This window comes from Fibrella musci (genome assembly GCF_041321105.1).
GTDB lineage: Bacteria > Bacteroidota > Bacteroidia > Cytophagales > Spirosomataceae > Fibrella > Fibrella musci.
Genome location: NZ_JBGGWD010000002.1, coordinates 802,825 through 824,444, shown reverse-complemented (window position 1 = coordinate 824,444; position 21,620 = coordinate 802,825). Strand labels below are relative to the sequence as shown.

At 54.8% G+C, this 21,620-nt stretch carries 13 protein-coding genes; 5 read left to right on the top strand and 8 right to left on the bottom strand.

The annotated features are described in order from the left end of the window. Positions 1 to 270 precede the first annotated feature (270 nt). On the top strand, positions 271 to 3,912 hold the full coding sequence (locus ACAW74_RS09105; protein WP_370697877.1) for a putative Ig domain-containing protein: 3,642 nt from the start codon (positions 271 to 273) through the stop codon (positions 3,910 to 3,912). A gap of 60 nt (positions 3,913 to 3,972) precedes the next feature. On the opposite strand, the gene ACAW74_RS09100 is transcribed toward ACAW74_RS09105, so the two are convergent. Continuing rightward, on the bottom strand, positions 3,973 to 4,842 hold the full coding sequence (locus tag ACAW74_RS09100; RefSeq protein WP_370697876.1) for an N-acetylglucosamine kinase: 870 nt from the start codon (positions 4,840 to 4,842) through the stop codon (positions 3,973 to 3,975). 54 nt (positions 4,843 to 4,896) lie between these two features. After that, the gene (locus tag ACAW74_RS09095; RefSeq protein WP_370697875.1) at positions 4,897 to 5,151 is read right to left on the bottom strand and encodes a cytochrome b5 domain-containing protein; all 255 of its coding nucleotides are present in this window, start codon (positions 5,149 to 5,151) and stop codon (positions 4,897 to 4,899) included. Between the two features lie 99 nt (positions 5,152 to 5,250). Here ACAW74_RS09095 and ACAW74_RS09090 point away from each other — a divergent pair, with 99 nt between their 5' ends. The 3 genes from ACAW74_RS09090 to ACAW74_RS09080 all read left to right on the top strand — a co-directional run bounded on the left by ACAW74_RS09090 (position 5,251) and on the right by ACAW74_RS09080 (position 7,954). Beyond that, positions 5,251 to 5,694 (top strand): hypothetical protein, encoded by a 444-nt coding sequence (locus ACAW74_RS09090; RefSeq protein ID WP_370697874.1) that lies wholly within the window; start codon positions 5,251 to 5,253, stop codon positions 5,692 to 5,694. 97 nt (positions 5,695 to 5,791) lie between these two features. Further along, positions 5,792 to 6,841 carry a thiamine-phosphate kinase gene (gene thiL / locus ACAW74_RS09085; protein ID WP_370697873.1) on the top strand — a complete coding sequence of 350 codons (1,050 nt, stop codon included), beginning with the start codon at positions 5,792 to 5,794 and terminating at the stop codon, positions 6,839 to 6,841. A gap of 90 nt (positions 6,842 to 6,931) precedes the next feature. After that, a complete protein-coding gene (locus tag ACAW74_RS09080; RefSeq protein ID WP_370697872.1) occupies positions 6,932 to 7,954 on the top strand; it encodes a hypothetical protein in 1,023 nt (340 codons plus the stop codon). Position 7,955: 1 nt separating this feature from the next. Here the strand turns inward: ACAW74_RS09080 and ACAW74_RS09075 are convergent, their stop codons facing one another. From ACAW74_RS09075 to ACAW74_RS09050, 6 genes are all read right to left on the bottom strand, one after another. Then, the gene (locus tag ACAW74_RS09075; protein WP_370697871.1) at positions 7,956 to 8,468 is read right to left on the bottom strand and encodes a gamma carbonic anhydrase family protein; all 513 of its coding nucleotides are present in this window, start codon (positions 8,466 to 8,468) and stop codon (positions 7,956 to 7,958) included. 96 nt (positions 8,469 to 8,564) lie between these two features. Then, on the bottom strand, positions 8,565 to 9,995 hold the full coding sequence (locus ACAW74_RS09070) for a hypothetical protein (RefSeq protein WP_370697870.1): 1,431 nt from the start codon (positions 9,993 to 9,995) through the stop codon (positions 8,565 to 8,567). A gap of 153 nt (positions 9,996 to 10,148) precedes the next feature. Then, positions 10,149 to 15,752: an alpha-2-macroglobulin family protein gene (locus ACAW74_RS09065; protein ID WP_370697869.1), complete on the bottom strand. Its 5,604-nt coding sequence runs from the start codon at positions 15,750 to 15,752 to the stop codon at positions 10,149 to 10,151. Between the two features lie 259 nt (positions 15,753 to 16,011). Beyond that, positions 16,012 to 17,559 (bottom strand): sulfatase family protein, encoded by a 1,548-nt coding sequence (locus ACAW74_RS09060; RefSeq protein ID WP_370697868.1) that lies wholly within the window; start codon positions 17,557 to 17,559, stop codon positions 16,012 to 16,014. A gap of 13 nt (positions 17,560 to 17,572) precedes the next feature. Next, complete coding sequence (locus ACAW74_RS09055) at positions 17,573 to 18,703, bottom strand: mevalonate kinase family protein (RefSeq protein ID WP_370697867.1); 1,131 nt, start codon at positions 18,701 to 18,703, stop codon at positions 17,573 to 17,575. A 250-nt stretch (positions 18,704 to 18,953) separates the two neighbouring features. Next, a complete protein-coding gene (locus ACAW74_RS09050) occupies positions 18,954 to 20,327 on the bottom strand; it encodes a Gfo/Idh/MocA family protein (protein WP_370697866.1) in 1,374 nt (457 codons plus the stop codon). A 238-nt stretch (positions 20,328 to 20,565) separates the two neighbouring features. Here ACAW74_RS09050 and ACAW74_RS09045 point away from each other — a divergent pair, with 238 nt between their 5' ends. After that, positions 20,566 to 21,582, top strand: a complete 1,017-nt coding sequence (locus ACAW74_RS09045; protein WP_370697865.1) for a LacI family DNA-binding transcriptional regulator — start codon at positions 20,566 to 20,568, stop codon at positions 21,580 to 21,582. Positions 21,583 to 21,620 lie beyond the last annotated feature (38 nt).

Here is a 21,620-nt window from a genome sequence, read left to right as displayed (position 1 = left end):
AGTTTGGATATATATTTTTCGCACGGTTTTTGAACTTTCTCGTCTAACAGCCTCAAGTGTTCTTTTTGCTTACCTGGTAATGACCGGTTTACAAGCCGCTCACGATAGTGTCCTAACGTCGGGCCTTTCTGGAGCTGCGTCGTGGTATTGCCAAACGGCCTGGTGGCGGGTCGTCAAACTCAGCTTTTCGCGGTTGCCTCTCTCCGTGCCGACCACAGCCTCCCGGCGGCAGGGTGAATCACTTGTGCGTATATTATCCAACTAATACAGATGAGAAAACAATTTACGAATCGGAGGCTGCTAGTGTGGGCCACATGCCTGCTGGGGTTCTTGCTACCACGCGTCTTAAGTGCCCAACCTGCGTATGACGGGAAACGCTATGCCATATTTGCTACCCACTTACCTAACGACCCAACAGGAGATGGAGCCGTGCGTGATGTCACGTTTGCGCTAGATAATGGCTGCAACGCTGTTGAGATAGGTATAAAATGGTTTGATCTCTACCCCACAGCCACTAGCGCGCCCAATTGGAGCCGATTTGATAAGGTTGTTGAGTTAGCGAGACAACGGAATGTGAAAATTGCATTCCGGATTATTACGCTGCGAAAGAACAATAGTAGTTTCTGGTCGCCTGACCAGACAATACGCGATTCCAGAGGTAATTTGTTAGACTCTGGTGGCGATACGCATGTTCGCTTCGGCTACACGTTGGCTATCAACAAAGCGCAGGATTTCATTCGCAGTGTTGTTCAACGTTATCAGTACTTAAACCAAGAGGGCCGCCTCCTGTTTGTTTCAGTCGTAACCAGCCCTTATCTGGAACTTGAGTACTTTCAAGTTAACTGGAAAGGTGATGGAAGCCCATCGTATAATACCCTGTATGATTATAATGAAGGGACCGTCGCTGATTTTCAGCAATGGGTATTAAAAAAATACAATAATAACTTTGCGGAGATCAATCAGAAATGGGGTGGAAACTATAAAGTAGCTTCTGATATTCGGCCAAGTTACCCTAATGCAGAGGGGCGCAATGGCTTTTCATTTACACAGGGACTCGATTGGTACACTTTCAGACACAGCCAATTCAAAGCTTTTGTTGATCGTTGTAACCAGACGATAAAGAGTGTTGATCCAACCATTCAGGTAGTTAATCAGCATGGCTCAGTTTATGACCTCATCTCTGATATCCGGGGAACGTACGGTTTCAAAAGCTTGGCTGAGTTTGCAGATGGCGTTAAAGTCAATGATGGGCTAGATTATAACCATCAATTCTCGATGGATTTGCTCCGTAGTAACCTGAAGCCTAATCAGATGTTCTTCAATGAATTAGATGGTTCTACGTATATAGGCGACCGCATCGACCGATCTATAGATCAGGTAAATATGATGCAGACCTGTTTTAAATACGGAGCGAAAGGATTTACGCTGGCCAATTTTCTTGTTGGTACTAACGAAGTTTACCTGAAGAGCATTCTAGATCGAATGAAGGCTTTAGGTGTGCTGGATCAACCGGTAGTGACCAATATTGCTCCTGTAGGAACTGTCAGCTACAAACTGTCACGCGTAATCCAAAGCAATATTCACGAAATTGGTTTGTCAGGCGAATGGGCCGCTATGCGAGGTCCTGATAATAAGCCGGTTCGGATTATCCTTGATGAGGATATTGTTGGTACAACCACAACCGTGCCCCTCAACCAACCACCAACGGTCGTTAGTGCAATTCCGAGTCAGGAAACATTGATTGGAAAGGCATACTCGTATCGCATTCCTGATAATACATTCAGTGACCCTGATGGCCAGATTGCCTCCATTGCCGTATCGAATTTGCCTGTTGGCATCGCGTACAACGCCGCAACCCGCACAATAGCTGGTACAGGTACGTCGGTAGAGTCGAAAGATGTAACCGTGACGGCTACCGATGATAAAGGCGCTACGGTCAGCAACGTGTTTACGCTGGCGGTTAAACAGGTGCAGACTACAGCGCCGTTGCGACTGCTGGACCCGATAGTGGCCTGTACAACGGGCAAGCTTGATTTCCGTGCGACAGATGGCGATGGAACCACCATAGAATATAAACTGGAAGGGATCACCGACTGGTCAACTACTGCGTCGATTACGCTGGCTGATCAGTACCGCAACGGCGCTACATTAGCCGTGAAAGCCCGACAGAGCGGCACGGTATATTCACTGAATTATACGACAACCTGCGCCACAACCAACCGGCCGCCGATTGTGGCCAATCAGCTACCGGATAAGGCCGTCGCTCAGAACCAATTTCTGTCGTTTCTGATTCCGGGTAACACATTCTCCGACCCCGACGGACAGATCGTATCTATCGCGGTGTCTGGGTTGCCTTCAGGAATGAGCTACGATGCGGCCTCAGGTTTTGTGAGCGGGTTGATTACCTCCTTGAACAGTTGGGTAGTTACCGTAACGGCTACCGATGACAAAGGCGCTACGGTATCAGATCAGTTTACTATCAAAACGAATGGCGAGATTAAGCCGCTACGTCTGTTGGCACCCATTCTAAACTGTAACACGGGGCGGTTTGAGTTTATGACAGCCGACGGCGACGGAACAACCATCGAGTATACCATGGACCGCGTCTTCGACTGGACCTCGCAATCGGTACAAACGCTCTCTGAAGCGGTTCGGCAGAACGACCAGCTTCATTACCGGGCTCGGCAGAGCGGCGTCGTTGTCTTTGGCGTATACACGCCGAACTGCCCGCCGCCTAACAAGCTGCCGACGGTTGCCAGTACCATTGCTAATCAGAACTGGACACAATACAAAAATGTCTCGTTTACGATTCCAGCCAACACGTTTGCCGATGCAGATGGCAAGATTACCAAAGTGAGTCTTACGGGCTTACCTAGTGGCCTGACGTATGATGAAAGCCAGAAAACCATCAGCGGTGCACCCACCGGCACTGGTAGCTGGACGATAACCGTGACCGCCACCGACGACCGCGAGGGCACCGTTTCGACCACGTTTGTTGTGGCAGTTGCCAGTGGCGCCAAGCCCCTACGTTTGCTGTCGCCTGTTTTAGCTTGTAACACTGGTCGTCTGGATTTCAAAACGGCCGACGGCGATGGAACGACTATCCAGTATAGTATTGACAATATCCTGAACTGGACAACCCAGAATGCGTACACGCTGGCGGCGGCACTCCGTTATAACACAACCCTGACGATCCGTGCCAGACAGGGGGCTAGCGAAGTCTCAATTACGTACCAGACTTCATGTCCGCGCACCAACCAGCCACCGATTGTGGCCAACCATATCGCCAATCAGGTGCTAACCGTTAATCAGGCCGCCTCGATTGCGATTCCGGCTTCTACCTTCACTGATCCAGACGGGCAGATTGCGTCGGTGACAATAACAGGCCTGCCGGTGGGCTTGACATACGATCCGGTAAAACGGGCGATAACGGGTATTCCCACATTGATCGGATCGAGTGCAGCGATTGCCAGGGCCATAGATAATGCTGGGGCGTCGGTTACCGATACCTTCACGATTACAGTGCGTAGTGCGCCCCGGTTTACAGCCACTGTATCGATGCTCGATGCGCAGAACAAACTGGTGCAAACTATTAATGAGGGCGATCTGATCGACATTCAGAAGATCCCGACGCTGGTGAACCTGAGTTGTACGCCCAAAACGCTGTCGGGAAGCGTCCTAATGGAACTGACCGGAAAAGCTAAGCGGACAACCTATGCTAATGCCGGCCCTTACCAGTTATTCCCGACGCAACAGGGATTCAAACCTGAACTGGGTACGTATCAGCTGAAAGTATCGGCCTACTCAGGCGTTAACGGTACAGGTACGTTGCTGGGGACAACAATTATCCGGTTCGATATTGTGACGGCTAGCGAACCTGGCAGTATCCGCATGGAAGTTTCTGAAAAATAAGGCAGTCCGTCTCGCATTGCTGCCGCTGATTAACAAATCGGTGGCGGCAATGCGAGACGACTAAAGGCCATGGTTAGCTTGATGATAGTCGATCAGGCCAGGCATTGGGGCTTGTACAATCCGGCCGGGGATCAGCCCTTGCTCACTAAGCACCGCTTTCAATAGGGACTGGAAATAGTAAGCGACCGAACCCACGACGTGTATGGGTGTATTGTCGTAATTGGGCATACGACGAACGTATAGCTGAACAAAATCCGTAAACGCCCCCACGACCAATTGCTGAACGAATGGGTGTTGCTGATGCTGGCTCAGAAACGGGGCAAACGACGCAAAGTAGCGATTGGGATTCGGCTTATTATAAGCATGATCGAGTACCTGTAAGCGATCGAGCGAATAACGCTCGGTAAAATCAGACCGGATATCATCCGGTAATAAACCATGTAAGTAAGCCGTTATCAGTCGTTTACCAAGATTGCCACCGCTGCCTTCATCGCCCAACCAGAAGCCCAATGAGTAAGCTGGTGAAACGATTTGGTCGCCATTGAAGTAACAGACATTAGAACCCGTACCCAGGATGCCGACGATGCCCGGTGAATGTCCGGCAACCGACCGGGCAGCACCAAGCATATCGCTGGCTATGGACACGGAATGAGTGGCGGGCAACGTACCCAGGATAGCGGCTTCAATTCGCTGGTTAGGTTCTGGTCCTGAACAGCCCGCTCCGTAGAAAAACACGCTGAGTGGTTGAGATGCCGGTAACGCAGGCAGTTTAGGTAGCAGTTGTGTCTGGATTGTCTGCTGAAGCTGCTCCTGAGTAAGAAAGTACGGATTGAGGCCGTCGGTATGATAGCTGATGGGGGGGCAGCCGGGCTGGCATAAACACCACTCCGTTTTGGTTGACCCGCTGTCGGCAAGTAAAAGGATAGCCATAAGACGGCTTACGTTTTAACGATGAAGAAGATAAACAAAGCCGTTGAAATAGATCTAGACTAGTAGTCCAACGGGGCTAAACCGCTCGAAAACGGCTTCGGTGTGGGGCGCATCGATCAGTTCCAGCGTAAGGTCCTGTCCGGCCCAGTGTTCGTAGTGCATACCCTTACGCCAAAGGCGCGAGGCCGATACGTCGTAGATAATGCCTTTATAAGCGCACCAGATCTCGTCGCGGTCCTGCCCATTGCGAAGCGCCAGTTGGGCGCGGGAAAAGGAGGGAAGCTGGCCTGTTATTTGAGTATGAACCATCCGTACAATCAACTGGCCCAAAAATAGTGTGAATCTTGATTGACTGTTATACAGATTAACATGTACCTTTAACGTTGCAGTGTGACGCAAAACTGGCTTATGAACAAGACCCAATACTTCTTTTTTGTTGCTATTAACGCCCTCTTTCTATTTCTGGCTGGCTGCAAAGGCTCAACACCGGAGCCTACCACAGAGGAGCGTATGAAAAAATCGTGGACGGCCCAGAGCGTAACAGAAAATGGTACGTCGGTGTATGCCAACGGATCGGGCACTAAGCCAGGGTACTCGCAGTTTCAGTTGAATCTGGCTAGCCCGCCAGCAGTAACTTACCGTAGCGTCGACGGGCAGACGTTCACCGGCACGTATAGCATTTCGGGGTCGACCCTGACGTTGACAGGCCTTACGCCGCAACCCACCGGAACGAACGGTACCATTTCGTTTTCAATCGGCAACCTGACCGACACTGGCGTAACGCTGACACGTACGACGCCTGATCCTAAAACGGGCAATTCAACCAACGTATATACGCTGAAAACGCCTTAGGAGGCTTATATCGGCCCAGATGGCGAAGCCCATTTTCGGGTACGTAGCAACTAATTCGGTATACAGGCCGTTCCCACAAACTGGAACGGCTTTTTTTATGACTCCACTGAATACCCTCGGCGAAATCGGCCTGATCGACCGCATCCGGCAGGAAACCCCGTCGCCAACGCAACCTACTACCCTTCAGGGCATCGGCGACGACGCCGCTGTCTTTGCCATTGATGAGCAGACACTTGGGCTGCTATCAACCGATATGCTGGTCGAGGGTATCCACTTCGATTTGACCTATGTACCCCTGCGTCATTTGGGTTTTAAAGCGGTAGCGATCAACGTGTCCGACATCGCGGCAATGAACGGAGTGCCTACTCAACTAACCGTGAGCGTGGCCCTGAGCAGCCGGTTTACCGTTGAAGCCGTCGATGAACTGTATGCCGGCATACGGGCTGCCTGTGCTGCCTACAACGTCGATCTGGTTGGTGGCGACACTACCTCGTCACGTTCAGGGCTGGTGTTGTCCATCACCGTAGTCGGTCGCGTCGATAAAGACCGCATTACGTACCGGCGGACGGCCCAGCCGAACGATGTCATCTGCGTGACGGGCGATCTGGGTGCGGCCTATCTGGGTTTGCAACTATTGGAGCGGGAAAAACAGGAATATCTGGCTAACCCTGACATGCAACCAGCGATTTCGGAAGAGCGGGCTTACCTGATTCAACGGCAACTGCGCCCAGATGGCCGTACCGATATCATTCACGAACTCCGCGACCTCGATATTGTCCCGACGGCTATGATCGATATCTCCGATGGACTAGCTTCGGAACTGCTTCATCTGTGTACACAATCAGGAACCGGGGCCGTCATTTTCGACGAGAACATTCCCATCGATGATCAGACGTACCTGGCCGCTGACGAATTCAAGATTAGCCCTATTACAGCGGCATTGAACGGCGGAGAAGATTATGAACTACTCTTTACCATCCCCCCACAGGCATTCGAGAAGCTTAAGAACCACAGCCGTATTACCGCCATCGGCTACATGACCGATGCGGCTGACCGGGCACTCGCAGATCGCGTTATCCTGTCAACAAAAGCCGGGCAACAGACCCCTATTCGAGCACAGGGTTGGTCGAATAGTGATAACTTCTGATAAAACAGGTTCATGTTGCGACAGTGTATATGTGTTAGTTTTGCACAGAAGCGCCTTGTATACCAGTGCCTATTTTATTTCGACTTTACAATGACGAAACGCGTCGATGTAGCCATTGCTTTTTATGGCAAACCTATGCAAACCATTATCGCTATTAAGAGCCTGATGCAGCATAGTGGGCAGTATATTGATAAAATCTATTTAACACACGAGCAGTTTCAGCCGCATAACGACTGGAGTGGCCCACACAAGGTGATCGACTATTTCCGCAGTGATCCGATCAATTTTGTCGTGTATCGCCCCTATTATCTGCTGGCACCAAATGCCGCCGATGTAGAAAAAACGCGCAACGATATCCGTTACAGGCACAGTATAATGTATCAGTACGCGTTAGAAATGACAGACAAGCCGTATCTGTTTGTCATGCATAACGACATGCTCTTTCATGCTGATATGATTGGTCCCATGTTGGCCACCTTTGATAAGCATCCGGAATTAGCTGGTACAGGCCCGATCGGGCAATGCTGGAGTTGCCCGGCATCGGCTGCATGGGGAGGGCGTTGTTCGTCGGAGACAATGATGAGCTATAGACCTGACAAACAAGAGGCAATAGAACTACATAAAAGCCATGAAACGCCTCGTAAAGCGCTCGATATCGATATTATAGAGGCGGGACGTGTTTGGCCGCTACCTGAATGTCGGCTCAATGAATACGCTACGCTAATAAACGTACCTACATATCGTCAGCAAACATTACCAGTTGGCGATATTGGTTGCTATGGGGGCGGTTGGAAAGGAGCCGATCTCGGTACGATCTGGTTTTATGAGATGATTCACCGGGGTTTTCGGTTTCAGCATTTTGTGCTGGAAGACTATGCCCGTCATGCGCCGTTCGATGATAGCGGGTCGGGTAGTTTGGCCTATTCAAAGTCAGATCGGTACTGGAACGCAGAGCGCTTAGCTATTGATTACATCAACACCAACTATCCGAAGAGGGCTGAATTTGGCGCTACGGTGCAGCTAAATACAACGTTTGATGCCCTTCGGCGCAAGAGTTGGCTGGCTGTGGTACATACATATGGGTTCTTGAAGAAGGTGATAGGGAAAGCCTGATTTACTCTCGGAACCAACCCGCATACATGACGTAGTTATTAGCGGTGCGTTGGAAAACTTCGGCTTGTTCGGGCGAAACGGGTTTCAAAAAACGGGCGGGGTTACCTGCGTAGATGCTGCCCGAAGGTACCACGGTGTGTTGTGTGACGATGGCCCCCGCAGCGATGATCGAGCCTGCGCCGACGATGGCGCCGTCCATCACAATGGCTCCCATCCCGATCAACACATTGTCCTCAATAGTACAGCCGTGAACGATGGCATTGTGGGCAATCGAAACAAAGTTGCCGATGGTGGTCGCATGTTTCTGATAAGTGCAGTGAATTACAGCTCCGTCCTGTACGTTGCAACGTTCCCCCATTACGATTCGGTTAACGTCACCACGTACCACTGCATTGAACCATACGGTACAATCACGCCCCATCGTGACGTCGCCGATGATCGTCGCATTCTCAGCAAACCAGCATGATTCGTCGAACTGAGGAGCCTTGCCGCGAACAGATTTGATGAGTGCCATTAGGTATTGGGCCATTGGTGATGTTAGCCCAAAAATAGAAACAAAAAGCGGTGCCAGCTTAAGCTGGCACCGCCTCGTTCTTTTATTTAACTCAGCTTACTTCTTATCCGCTTTCTTCATCAACTTCTCGAGCGAGTCATCGATGTCGTCGATCATGCGGTTGGTTTCGCGGCGGGCCTGCCGGAAATCGCTCTCCGATGACCGTTGCACTTTGTAAGCCTGATCGGTCAACTGGCGACGTTTCTCCTGAAGGTCTTTTTGGGCATTTTCACGGTCGCGGCGGGCCGAACGGTTTTCGTTGTCCGGCGCCTGATTCATACCTTCCAACTGCCGATCGATTTTGGTGATTTGCTCGTCAATCTGACTCATCAAATCTTGACGTTCGCTGGTAAACCGATCGTTGGTAGTGTTCGTACGATCATTACTCATCCGGCCACCCGAGTTCATATCACCACGTTGCTGACTCATGTCCGAGTTCCGGTCATTCGTATTGCGGTCGTTTGAACTGTATGAGTCGCGACGGTCGGAGTTGTTGCTCATTGAACCGTTACCATTCTGACCGTTCGACTGGTTACGGTTCGAGTCTGGCTGGTTGTTTGAGCGGTTATCATACTGACCCTGACCGTAATTGCCGGTGTTGCCCGAATTCTGGTCTGAATTCATACCCTCGTTACGATTGTTGTACGAATCGCGCTGATTCATACCCATACCCGATTGATTACGATCGGTCTGGTTATAACTGTCGTTACCACTGTACTGATTGTTGCGGTAGCTATCGCTATACGAGCGGTTGTTGTAAGAATCGTTGTTGCCCGTTTGCCCATCCGATGAATTACGACGACGGTTCATGTCGTTATAGTCGTCAGACCGATCGTTGCGGTTCGATGAACGGTTGCGGTCATCGTAGCGATCCATCGACCGACGGCTCCGGTCCGAATCTGACGAGTTGCGGTCATTGTAGCTGTAGGAATCCCGGTAGGGGCGGTTCGATGAACGGTCGTCGCGGTACGAACTGTACGAATCGTCGTAGCCATTTCCCCGGTTGTCATAGCCATCGTCGTAACGGCGGCTCGACCGGCTGTCGCGGTCATCGTCATCGTATTGATCCGACGAATAACGGTTGTTGTACGAACTGCTGCCGTACCGATTGTTGTTCGAATCGTCGCGATACCGGTTGTTGTATGAGCCACTGCCGGTGCGGCTGCGGCGCGATGCCATGTTATCATCATCGTTGCGATCATCGCGGCGCGAGAAGATGCTCCGGCGTTCGTTCCGGTTATCGTTATCGCGATCGTCGCGGTACGAGTTACGGTCATCGCGGTCACGGTCGTCACGGCGCGCAGTACGGTCGCGGCGATCGTCGTCATTGTCCCGATCCGAGTTGGAACGGCCTCGGTCTGACTGGGTCGACGACACCCGGTTCACGTTGTTATCGTCTTTGTATAGCCAGCGTTCCACAGTCGCACACGACGACAAGGTGGTGATTGCCGCCAGCATAGCGCCTACGTACCAGGTTCTCTTTTTCATAACGTTTGTGTTGAGTTGAGATCTTTATCGGCGAAAACGTCCCAAAATCGGTGCCAATGCCGATTCCGCGCTGCTTTCGCCAATTAGATAACTCGCCATTGTGGAAAAAGTCTACAAAAAGCGTGGAATAGATTGCCTTACCAATCGGTAACCTTACTCCACCGTAATGCGCCCGGCGCCATTGTAACTACGCAGTTCTGAGTTGTACATGGCGTCGGCTGACACGGGGCCAACCACAAAGCGACCTTTTGTTACGGCCCGTACCATGTAGTACACAGTCTTCGTTTCGGTACCCGTCAATGAGAGGTAATAATTAACCCGGTCGTCGCGGATATCGAAATGATCGACGGCGGCAGCTCCCTTTAACCAGTTCAACGTGCGGCCATTGCCGGATTGATTTCCGCCCGCGCTCTGGTCACCGGTGAGGCGTGGATTTTCAACTTCAAAACCAGCCGGGAGCAGATCGGTCAGCACGATATTTTTCACGGGTAATCCGTTTTGGCTGCTCACAGTCAGCTTTACCACAATCAGATCGTTTTGCCGGAAACGGCTCAGCGGGCTGCCATCGCGGCTCAGGTACGTTCGCCGAACGACAAGGCCAGCGTCCTCATCGGGTACGTTGCCGCTGTTGGGTACGCCCTCGCTTTGCCCAAAATAATACACACTGCCTGATCCTTTAGCAGTTAGCGTCAGGGGTTTGCCGGTGGGTAACCTGCGCAGCGTGACGTCTTCGCCCGTGAACGTACCCACAGTGGACGCTGCCACAAGGCCCTTACCTGCGGCCGTGAGCGTAGCCGTGGCTGTGCTACCCGCGTTTTGTCGGGCCAGTTTCCCCAGCGCCAAGAAGGCGAAAGCGGCTTCCTGCGTATTCAGGTACGTTGCTTGCTGAACGGCGCTACCCAACTGTCGGGCTAGCGTCGGGATTTGCAGGTTATCGGGGTCGGTGTCGATCAGGTTACTCAATACCAGCGCCATGTTACGGACGGGTGAGGAGTAGCTGTCGCCCGTTTCCCGAACCGATACGGGCGTGGCAAATTGTTTGGGTAACAGCGCGGCGCTGCTCTGCGCGTCGCCGAGGCGGGCGTAAGTCGTAGCCAGAAGATAACGGCCGTCGGTAGTCAGCAGGGTGTTCATGGCTTCTTTGTAGAAACTCATGGCGGCGCGGTTGGGCTGTTCGGCCAGCGCCAGTGCGTAGAGCGCATACAGGTTGGTGTAACTCGCCACACTGCGGTCGGTGCGGGTGCCGTCTTCGGCAAATACCGATTGCGTAACGGTTCGATTCGTGCCGGTGAGCGTCGTCAGCCGATCCACGATTTTGCTCTTCACGCCAGCATTGATTTCATAACCCGCCTTCTGCGCTTCGACCATGAAATGCAGGGCGTAAGCCGTAGCCCAGGGGTCTTCGAGGGTAAAACCGGGCCACAGCGAAATGCCGCCATTGTATAGCTGCCGACTCTCGATCTGTTGCAACGCCTGTTGAATGTTGGTGGCGGGATTATAGTCGCTGTTGCCGTTGCGGACAAAATAGACCGTGCCCTGTCTTACGCTTTTCGTCAGGTCGGCGAAATAAAGTTGCGGGAAGGCTTTCGAGATGGTCTGCTCCGTACAGCCGTGCGGATAACCGAGTAGGTAACTCAGCGTTTTGGCATATTGTAGCACCGGCGACCTACTGATGCTGAGGCTGTTGCGAGTGGTGCCGGGCAAGAAATCGCCCGTTAGGGTGAGGGCGGCGCTGCGCCCACCAGCCAAGGCTCCCGAGATAGTCGTTTTCTGCAACGGTGCGGCAGGCCGAACGGTGATATCGGTTTTTTCGACAAACGTTTTGCCCATCGCCTTCACCGTCACGGTAATGTCGCCGGGACCAATGCCGCCCGTCGCCCGGATGCGGAAGGCCGTTCGGCTCTCGCGGCCGGGTTGAATGGTCAGTGCCTGCGACGTACCTGCGCCCCGCGTGGCAGCCGAGTCGGCCACGACCTGCAATGGCCCGCTAACGGTTACGCTTGCTGTGACGCCCGCCGCCTTGTTGGTGGTGTTGCTTAGGTTGACGGGCATGTTCAGTTCATCGCCGGGCGATAGAAAACGCGGAACGCCCGCGCTGATGACGATGGGGTCGGATACCGTCATGCCCTGCTCGGCCGATCCGAAAGCATTGTCTTTGTAGGCCACGGCCATTACCCGCAACGTACCTGAGAACTGCGGAATGTCGATGGTGTATTCGGCCTCGCCCGACGAACCCGTTTTCAGGTGACCACTCCAGAGCGCGACCAGCTGCACGCGCTTGTTGCTGAGCGGGTTAACGCGCCGTTCGAGGTCATAGCCATCGCCGCCCACGCTCGACCGGCTTCGCAGCGACAGCTCGGGGTAGAGCAACGCATAGCCGTCGTAAGCTTCCACTTCCAACGCCCGTTTCTGAAAGAAAAACCCGTGCGGATTCGGCGTTTTGAAGTTCTTCAACTGCAAAATACCCTCGTCGACCACTGCCACCGTGACCTCGGCGTTGGCCTTGGTTTTGACCCGGATCGTCTGTTTGGTTTTGGAGAACGATTTGGCTACGGCCTCAATCGTGACGGGTAACTGGGTGTCGGGGTCGGTAACGGAGACGGGCGCAAAGCCGTGGGCGACGGTCAGCGGCAGGTCGGTGCCATCCATAGCCCGGATGAGCGTAGCCGTGACATAGGCCGTGGGCAGGTGCGCGTCGTCCACCGAAAAACTCCATTCGGCGGCTTTATCTTTCGTTTCAAGCCAATGCTGTTCCAGCACCGAATTGCGCTCGACCGTCACGAGCAGTTTGCCGTTGAACGGCGCTTTGAACAGCACTTTCACGGTAGCCCCCCTTTCGTAGCTGGGCTTGTCGAACTCCATCAGCACTTGCCCTTCGGTACTTACTTCAAACGACGAGGCCGATGTGCTGCCCCAACCGTAGGCGTAAAATTCGGCGGAGGTGTATCCAACCGCGTTGGGCCGACGTACCCGGACTTCGTATTCACCCGACACGGTAGGTACGTAGCGGAACGTACCTGCGGCCGCCGCCCCGCTGCCTGGTAGCGAGAGCATGTTGGTGTAGACGATTTTTTCGCGCCGCTTGCTGCTGTATTTGATCTGGCCGTTGTCCTGCTTTTCTGTAACGGTCTGGTACTCAAAACGCACCACGTCCACCTGCGCTTTGGCGACCTGCGGTTGGCCGTCTTTGGTCAGCGCCACCACATCGACCGCCAGCGGCGTATTGGTTGTCAGGTACGTATCGGCGAGGCGGATGCCGTAAAAAAGCGGCTGCGTTTGAATGTCCAGGCGGCGAAGACGGTTGACGGGTCGGCCATTTTCGTCGAATACCGTCACAAACAGCTTCGCTTCGAGCAGGCCAATGTCACGATACTCGGCGGGGATGGGGAAGGCCTCGGTTGCCTGCCCGCTGGCGTCGGTGCGACCCTGCCGGAGCGTTTTGTCAAACGTAGCCGATACGCCTGTGCTTTCGACGGGGATGTTAAAACGATATTGTTCGTAGCCTTTAGGGGCAAAATTCTTGCGTTTTAGCTGCAATTCGACTTCATAGGCGCGGTCGGCGGCGGGCGGGCCAAACAGGTTTTGCGCCGTGGTCTGCAACGTAATGGTCTGCCCCGTGCTATACGCTTCCCGATCGGTTTTTACGTCGACTTTGATGCGGTCGGGAATAAATTCTTCCACGCTGATGGCCTGCGATGCCAGCAAGGTCTGGTTGGCGTTCAGCACCTCGACGGTGTAGCTGCCTGTCACGGCGGCGGGGTCGATGGGTACGTCGGTCAGTACGGCTCCCTGCGCATTGGTCGTCTGGCGGAACGAGCGGTATTCCGACCCGTTGGGCATCAGCACGCGCAGGGTGAGCGGCACCGCCTCAACGTCGGTTTTGGGCAGCTCGCCACGCAGCACGGTGTTCAGGTGAATGGTTTCGCCGGGGCGGTAAATGTTGCGGTCGCCATAGACAAAAGCGTTCAGGCCCGTGGGATTGCTGCGTTTGCCATCGACCTCGAACCGCGACGTTTCGACCTGCGTATCGTTCAGGTACAGAAAATTGAAGTCGCTCTGGTCGGCCGTTCGGGCCGTGAGCATGGCGATCTTGAAACCGGGGGCTTTTTCGTTGACCTTCTCAAAACGGGCAAAGCCGTCGCCATCCGTCTTGAGTGTGTACACCGACTGGTTGTTGCTGCTGATGAGCGAGATATCGACGTTTTTCAGGGGTTCGGCGGTCTGAATCGAGTTGGCCCAGACCAACAGTTCGTTGTCGGTTTTGCGGGTAATCAGGCCAATGTCGGAGATCGACACCAGTTGCGTCGCCGACACATAAGCTTCGTCTTTCGACTGCACCGATACCAGATACGCCCCGCGTAATGGCCGGTCGGGGTTGCTGCCCGCCGCGCCTTCGGGAATCGACAGGTTCAGTGCCGCTACGCCCCGTACCCTAGGCAGGTCGGCCGTGGCGATGGTTTTATCGATCAGCACGCTGCTCAGGTCGCCTTCCTCGTCGTTGCCATAGTCATATTTGCCCGTTGGCCCCCATTGGGCATCTTCGCCATCGCCCTGCTGCGCGTATGCCTGATACCGGCCATTTTTGAAGTAGTTGAGCAGGTTATTTTCGTACAGCCGTGAAATCTTTACCTGCACTTTGGCCACATTCGTGACACTCAGCCCCACATTACGCGCGCCTTTCGACGAGAGGTAAAGGGCCGTGCGGTTGGCGAATTGCAGCCCGGCGGGCATCTTCCCGAAAAAGACATCGCGCGATACGGCTTCGGTCAGTTTCGCCCCCAGTACGCCCCGCATCGCGTCGGTGAAGGTGATAACGTAGGTATCGGTTTCGTTGAAGTCGCCACGAATCAGCAAGCCGTTTTCGGTCAGTTCGGCTTTGGTGTCGATGGCGGGCTGAATGGTGTAATACTGGTTCAGGTTACCGGGTTGCAGGGTTTGCGTTGTTACGACTCGCACGACACCCTGCTGCCGGGTATAGCTGGTCTGCACGTCGACCACCTCGAGCCGCGATGGCGTGGGCAACGTACCTGTCTGCTCAATGACTTCCTTGCTGGTGTAAGCCGTGTTGGGTACGTTCAAGCCTTTGTCGACGGTGAGTGTGAGCGGCTGCTCGTTGTCGGGGCGGGGGGCGTTGGGCAGGGATACGACCAGCCCGCCGCCGGTGATTGGGTCGGCGTTGCCCTGCAAGGGGCCCAGTGTCAGGGCTTGTTCGCCCGTTTTCAGGCTAAGTTTGGGCGCTACGTCAGCACCCGACACGGCGTAGTTGAACCGGAGCCGGGTTTTGGCGACGGGCTGCCCGCTATCGGTTTGGCGCGTCCACCAGGTTTCGGTGCTGGTAAGCTGTAGGTACGGTGTGTGAAATTCAACCTCCTCGCCCGATACGCTCAGGTCTTTGCTGTCGGCGCGGGTCAGAACGGCTTTGGTCAGTTCAGCGCGGTAGTCGGTGGCGGGGTCGAAGGCGACCGCCGGCGAAAAGAGCAACTCGCTGGGTGATAGCCATTTGAACTGTCCTTTGACGGCTGGCTTGAACTCGATGTAGGGCGTAGTTTCCCAGACGTCGGTGGGGGTTTCGGGCCCTACATTTTTATTGAACGAAAACGTTAGGTTCTGCGACTGCTGAATTTCGTCGTCGAAGTTGCGCCCGGTAATCTGAACGGTGTTCGACAGGCGGGCACACTGGGTAAGCAGAAGGGTGGTTATGAGGAAGAGAAAGGCCGGGCGGAGCAGTGCCAGACGGGCAGACAGGTGGGAGCGCATAAATGGCCGGAGGTTAAGACCGGCCAATTAACGCAGAATTTAGTTACAAAAGTATAAGACGGTCTAGCGGACTGAGTGAGTGGTAATTCAAGGGCTAACTAGCCTCTTTAAACTGCATGAGCCGCAAAAAGACGGCTGCATGGGCGCTGTTGGGCCCGTTTACCTGGGCTGATGGCAAAAAAAAGCCTACCCGCCCGGAGGCGTCTCCGCTCCGGTGGGTAGGCCGCTCGTCAACGGTGGGATAAGGACGATGAGCCGCTTATTGGGCGGCTTTGTTACGGATTTGCTGTAGTTGTTCTTTTAGGTGTTGAACCCGGTCGGGGTATTGGCTGGCGAGGTTTTGCTTTTCGCCCAGATCATTGGCGAGGTTGTAAAGCTGCGGGTTGGGATCATTGCCGTATTCGGTGTCGGTGAATTTGGAATAGGCAGGCCCTTTGCTGGGCTCGATGTATTTCCAGTTTTTCTGCACAATCGACCACGTACCAGCATGCTCCACAATAACGGCACGGCCAACGCGGTCTTTACCCAGCAGTGCCTCGAGTTGGTTTTCCGAATCGGACGCCTCGGCGGAGTTATAGGACTGGCCCAACAGCGTGGCGAAATCGGCCAGAAAATCGACCTGACTGATGGCCGCTTCCGATACGCCCGGCCTGACCTGACCTGGCCACCGAACCAGCAGCGGCACCCGCGTGCCCCCCTCAAATGCGCTGTATTTGCCGCCCCGTAGTGGCCCGGCGGGTGTATGCCCACTCAGCTTTTCGACGGCCTGATCCTGATAACCATCATCGACAACGGGCCCATTATCGCTGGACAACATAACGATGGTGTTGTTGGTCAGACCTAAACGATCCAGCGTCTTAAGCACTTCGCCCACCTGCCAGTCGAATTCGAGGAGGGCATCGCCGCGCGGCCCCAGCCCACTTTTACCGACAAAACGCGGGTGCGGTACGCGGGGAACGTGCACATCGTGCGTGGCGAAATAGAGAAAGAAAGGCTGTGCTGTCGCTCCTCGGTTTTTCTGACTGGTTTCGATAAACTTAACCGCCTGCCGGGTGAAAACATCGGCCATATCTTCGTCTTTCCAGAGAGCCGCTTTGCCGCCCGTCATCCAGCCAATGCGTCCTACGCCGTTCACGATGGTCATGTCGTGGCCGTGTGAGTGCTTCATCGTCAGTCGGTCGGGGTTTTCGCGGCCCGTTGGCCAGTCGCCAATCTTCTGTTTGTAGTCGACCTGAATGGGATCTTTGGGGTCGAGGTTAACAACACGGTGGTTTTCGACATACACACAGGGCACCCGGTCGCCGGTGGCCGCCATGATGTAGGCATACGTAAAGCCAAGCTCCAGCGGTCCCGGCTTCAAATCGCCGTTCCAGTCGGGACCTTCGGGCCCGCCCAGGCCCAGGTGCCATTTGCCAACAGCACCCGTCTGGTAACCCGCGGCTTTAAAGACGCCGGGCAAGGTGCTGCGGCCGGGCCGGATAATCAGAGAGGCGTTGCCGGGTGCTACGCCCGTGCCCTTCTGGCGCCAGGCATATTCGCCCGTCATCAGCGAAAAGCGGGAAGGCGTGCAGGTCGCCGAGGTCGCATAGGCGTTTTTAAACCGAAGCCCCTGACTGGCGAGCCGGTCGACGTTTGGGGTTTTAACCTTCGCGTTGCCGTAGCAACTCAGGTCGCCATAGCCAATGTCGTCGGCGTAAATCAGCACGACGCTGGGGCGATTGGCGCTCGCCAATTTTGTCTGGCCAAGTACCGTGAGGCTACCGACCATCAGCCAAAAGTAGAGCAAAAGAGCGGTTCGGTTGTTCATCGTTGCGGGCCGGTTAAACAAGGACGGTCGGTCGCTCATAGGCATTGAGTTGAGGTCCAAGCGTAGTGCCTTCATCGACCGAAACGATATACGCCCGACCACCTGCCTGCCGGATGGCTTCGGCGACCAGTTCGGGGTTGGTCGGGGCATAGGCAAACATGCAGCCGCCCCCGCCCGAACCATTGATTTTGCCCCCCAGCGCCCCCGCCGACAGCGCCGCGTCGAGCATCTGATCGATTTTTGGGGTCGAAATGCGTTGCGCATCGCGCAGGTTAGCGTGGTGTTCGGTCAGCAATTGGCCAAACCGACGGTCATCGAACGGCGTTGCGGATGAAGCATTACGGATCAGTGTCAGCGCCTGACGCAGGATGTCGCGATTAGCCAGATTGCCCGCCAGCAGGATGTAGTCGTCGGGCGACAGTCGGTTTTTGTAGGTAGCGAGTGCCGCAACATCGGTTGTGTGGAGCGAGAACGTCGGGTCGAGGCTCGTCAACTCGTTCACAATCCGTAGCATGCCAAACTTCACCCGGCCCAGAATCCCGATGGTGTCTTTGGGCTCGCCGGAGTCGCCCAGCACGAACGTACCCAGCCGAGGCCGGTACGTTTCCAGGTGAATTGATGGGTCTGATTCCAGGTAAATAACTCCGCCAACGGCTGTCGAGTAGTGATCCATCATACCGCCAGGCTCACCAAATTCCAGCACTTCGGCTTTGTAGGCCAGTTCAGCGAGTTGTTGGGGCGATACGGGTTTCGGGTTGTCGGCCAGTTGGCTCAGTACGTTGAGCCAACTCACCAGCAGCGCCGACGAACTCGACGTACCTGCGTTAATGGGAATCTGCCCGTGCACTTCGCCCTCGATGCCACGGCTAAACTGAAAACCCGCCTGCGCCAACACGTTGACCGCACTTCGAAAATAATCGCGGCCGTGCAGGTACGTTAGCGGCAGCGGTGTCAGGCTAAACTGCTCGTCGCGCCCAATGTCGGGCAACCGAAGCTTAACCACTGGCTGACGAATCGACTCCGCCTGCACCTGAATTCGACACGAAATGGCCGCGGCAATGACGGGTAGCCCCAGGTAATCCTGGTGTTCGCCGAAGAGGCAGATGCGGCCGGGCGTCGAGACGGTGACAGCGTGTTTTTGCATAAGGTAAAAGGCTGGCGTAGCTCAGGAAGATGAATGATTCGGTTGGATAAAGTGATTAATGAGCATCGGCTGGGTACGTTCCCGGCGCAACCTGATGGGTTGGTAATCACTTTGCCTCCCGGGGCAGGAGCTTGGGCTGACGATTTCCCACTCGTTGATATGGGAAGGCGTGTGTTCGCGAGCGACGATGGCATCGAACTGGCGGATCAGGTCGGGTGTCGTCAAATAAAATCAGTTACGGTGGGCGTGATTAGTAGAGGTCGTTTAGGCCGAAAATGGGCTTATTGGTCTTCCATTTACCCCGCGTGAAATCCGGGATTTCCATGGGTTTACTGCCGGCGGCAATGCTCTGCTCCGACAGGGGGCTGATGGCGCTCCAGGCGGCCGCGTCGTACACGTCGATAGGCGGGGCAACTTGGTTCTTGATGGCTTCGATAAAGCCGCGCAATACGAAAAAGTCGATGCCGCCGTGACCCGCATTCTGAGCGGCCTGCGCGTGCTGTTTCCAGAGCGGATGATCGTACTTTTCCTGATAAGGGGCAAACGGCTCCCATTGGTGCGGCTTGGCACTCACCCCCTCCAGATAGATAGTGTCGCCGTCGTCCATCCAGATGCCCTTCGTGCCCTGCGCCCGGAAGCCCAGCGAGTAGGGGCGGGGCGAATTGGTGTCGTGAATGATGGTGATGTTTTCGCCGTTGGCACACTGCACCATCGTCGTTACCACGTCGCCCAGCTTGAACTTGACCTTTGCGTTGGGGTGGTCGGCCCCGCCCTTCTCGACCACATAGTTGTGTAATCCCCGGCTTTGAGTCGCCATCGAGGTCAGGTACGTGAAGCGGTTGCCCCGGTTGATGTTAAGCCAGTGCGCCACGGGGCCAAGACCGTGCGTGGGATACAGATCGCCGTTCCGATCGACCGAGTGTTGAGTGCGCCAATGGGCTTCCGAATAGCCTTTCTCGCCAAATTCAGCCCCCACGCCCGAAAGGGATTTGCCATCGTTGAATTTGATGTTGCGCAGGTCGTGCTGGTAGCCGCAGTGGGCGTAGGTCATTTCGCCAAACATACCCTGCCGCACCATATTCAATACGGCCATCACGTCGCGGCGGTAGCAGACGTTTTCGAGCAACATGCAGTGCGCGCCGGTTTTCTCGTAGGTGTTGACCAACTCCCACGATTCTTTCAGCGTAACCGTCGCCGACACCTCCAGCCCGGCATATTTGCGTGCCTTCATCGTGGCAACAGCCATCGGTGTATGCCATTCCCAGGGCGTGGCAATGACCACCCCGTCGATATCGTCGCGTTTGAGGAGTTCCAGAAAGGCTTCGTCGCCTTTCGTGTAGGCGGCTGGTGCTTTCCGGCCCGCTTTTTCAATCAAGGCATTAGCGCGGGCAATGGCCTTCGGATCGATGTCGCAGATGGCGTTTATCTCCACGTCCTCGCGGTAGAGGGCCTGCTGAACGTGGTAGATACCACGCGCGCCTACGCCGATGAACCCTAGCCGTACTTTACTCAATACCGGCGGGCGTGTGCTTGCCGAGGCTGATGTAAACAGACTAGGAAGCAAGGGAGCGCTGACGCTGCCGAGAGCGGCTGTCCGCAGAAAAGAACGACGTGTAGTAGTCATGCAAAAATGGTTAGGAAAAGCGGGGGATAAATCAGGTACGTTCCCGACGGTTTAGGGAAGTTAGGAAGCCTGTAGCCTTAAGTAAAGTGGGGGAGACAGGCAACAACCAACAAAATCAGTGGATCACGTTGCGCAAACGTTTGCACCGTATAGAGCAAACGTTTGCGCAACAAGGTAGAAAATAGCGATTTTAGCAGGGCTGTCTTGCGCCTATCGGCGAGCCTGAGCCACGCACTTAATGAAAGAAGCCGTAACGATTAAGGAAATAGCACGCCAGTTGAAGATTTCTCCGTCGACTGTGTCGAGGGCGCTACAGGGTAATTTGCGGATCAGCCAGCAAACCCGGGAGGCCGTTCATGCCTTGGCTTTGCAGCTGAATTACTACCCCAGTACCACGGCGCGTAACCTGCGAAGCGGCAAAACGGGCGTGGTTGCCATGGTGCTGCCCGAGATTCGGGAAAACTTCTTTTCGGAGGTGGTCAACGGCGTGGAAGAGATCGCGTTTCAGAACCACTACACGGTGGCGCTCTATCAGTCGCACGATCGTTACGAACGGGAAAAGCAGATTCTGGACGTGCTGGCGGCCAACCGGGTTGATGGCATTATGCTGTCAGTGGCCAAAGAGTCTCCGGAGTTCCAACACGTTCAGATGCTGATCGACCGGCAGATACCGGTGGTGTTGTTCGACCGGATTCCGCCTAACGTGGAGGCGCATCAGGTCGGTTGCGACATCGAGAAAGGTGCCTACGAGGCAACCCGCTGGCTGGCAAGGCGGGGATTTCGACGGATCGCCCTCATCAACGGCCCGCATCCGCTGGTAGCCAGCGAAGATCGTTACCGGGGGTATATTAAAGCCCTGCTCGACGATAAGCTGCCCGTAGAAAACGCGCTGATCAAACGGGTTGACCTGACTACGAGCGACATTACGGAGAAAATGACGCAGTTGCTCGAATCGCCGGTGCGCCCCGACGCCGTCCTGGCCTTCAACGACTACGTGGCGCTCGATGCCATGCAGGTTTGCCGAAAACACAAGCTGCGTATCAATAAGGATATTTCGTTCGTCAGCTTCGCCAACCTGCCCCTGACGGCCTACATGGAGCAGCCACCGTTGGCCTCTGTTGAGCAGCACCCGTACCAGATTGGCCTGAAAGCCGCCGAAATTCTGCTGTCCATCGTCGACGCAAAGCCCGGTGCGCCCCCCGTCGACATCCAGCGGATCATGCTTGAGCCAGCGCTGGTTATCCGGGAAAAGTAGCCAATGAATCGTGCGTAACAAGCCGGGCTTTACTGACC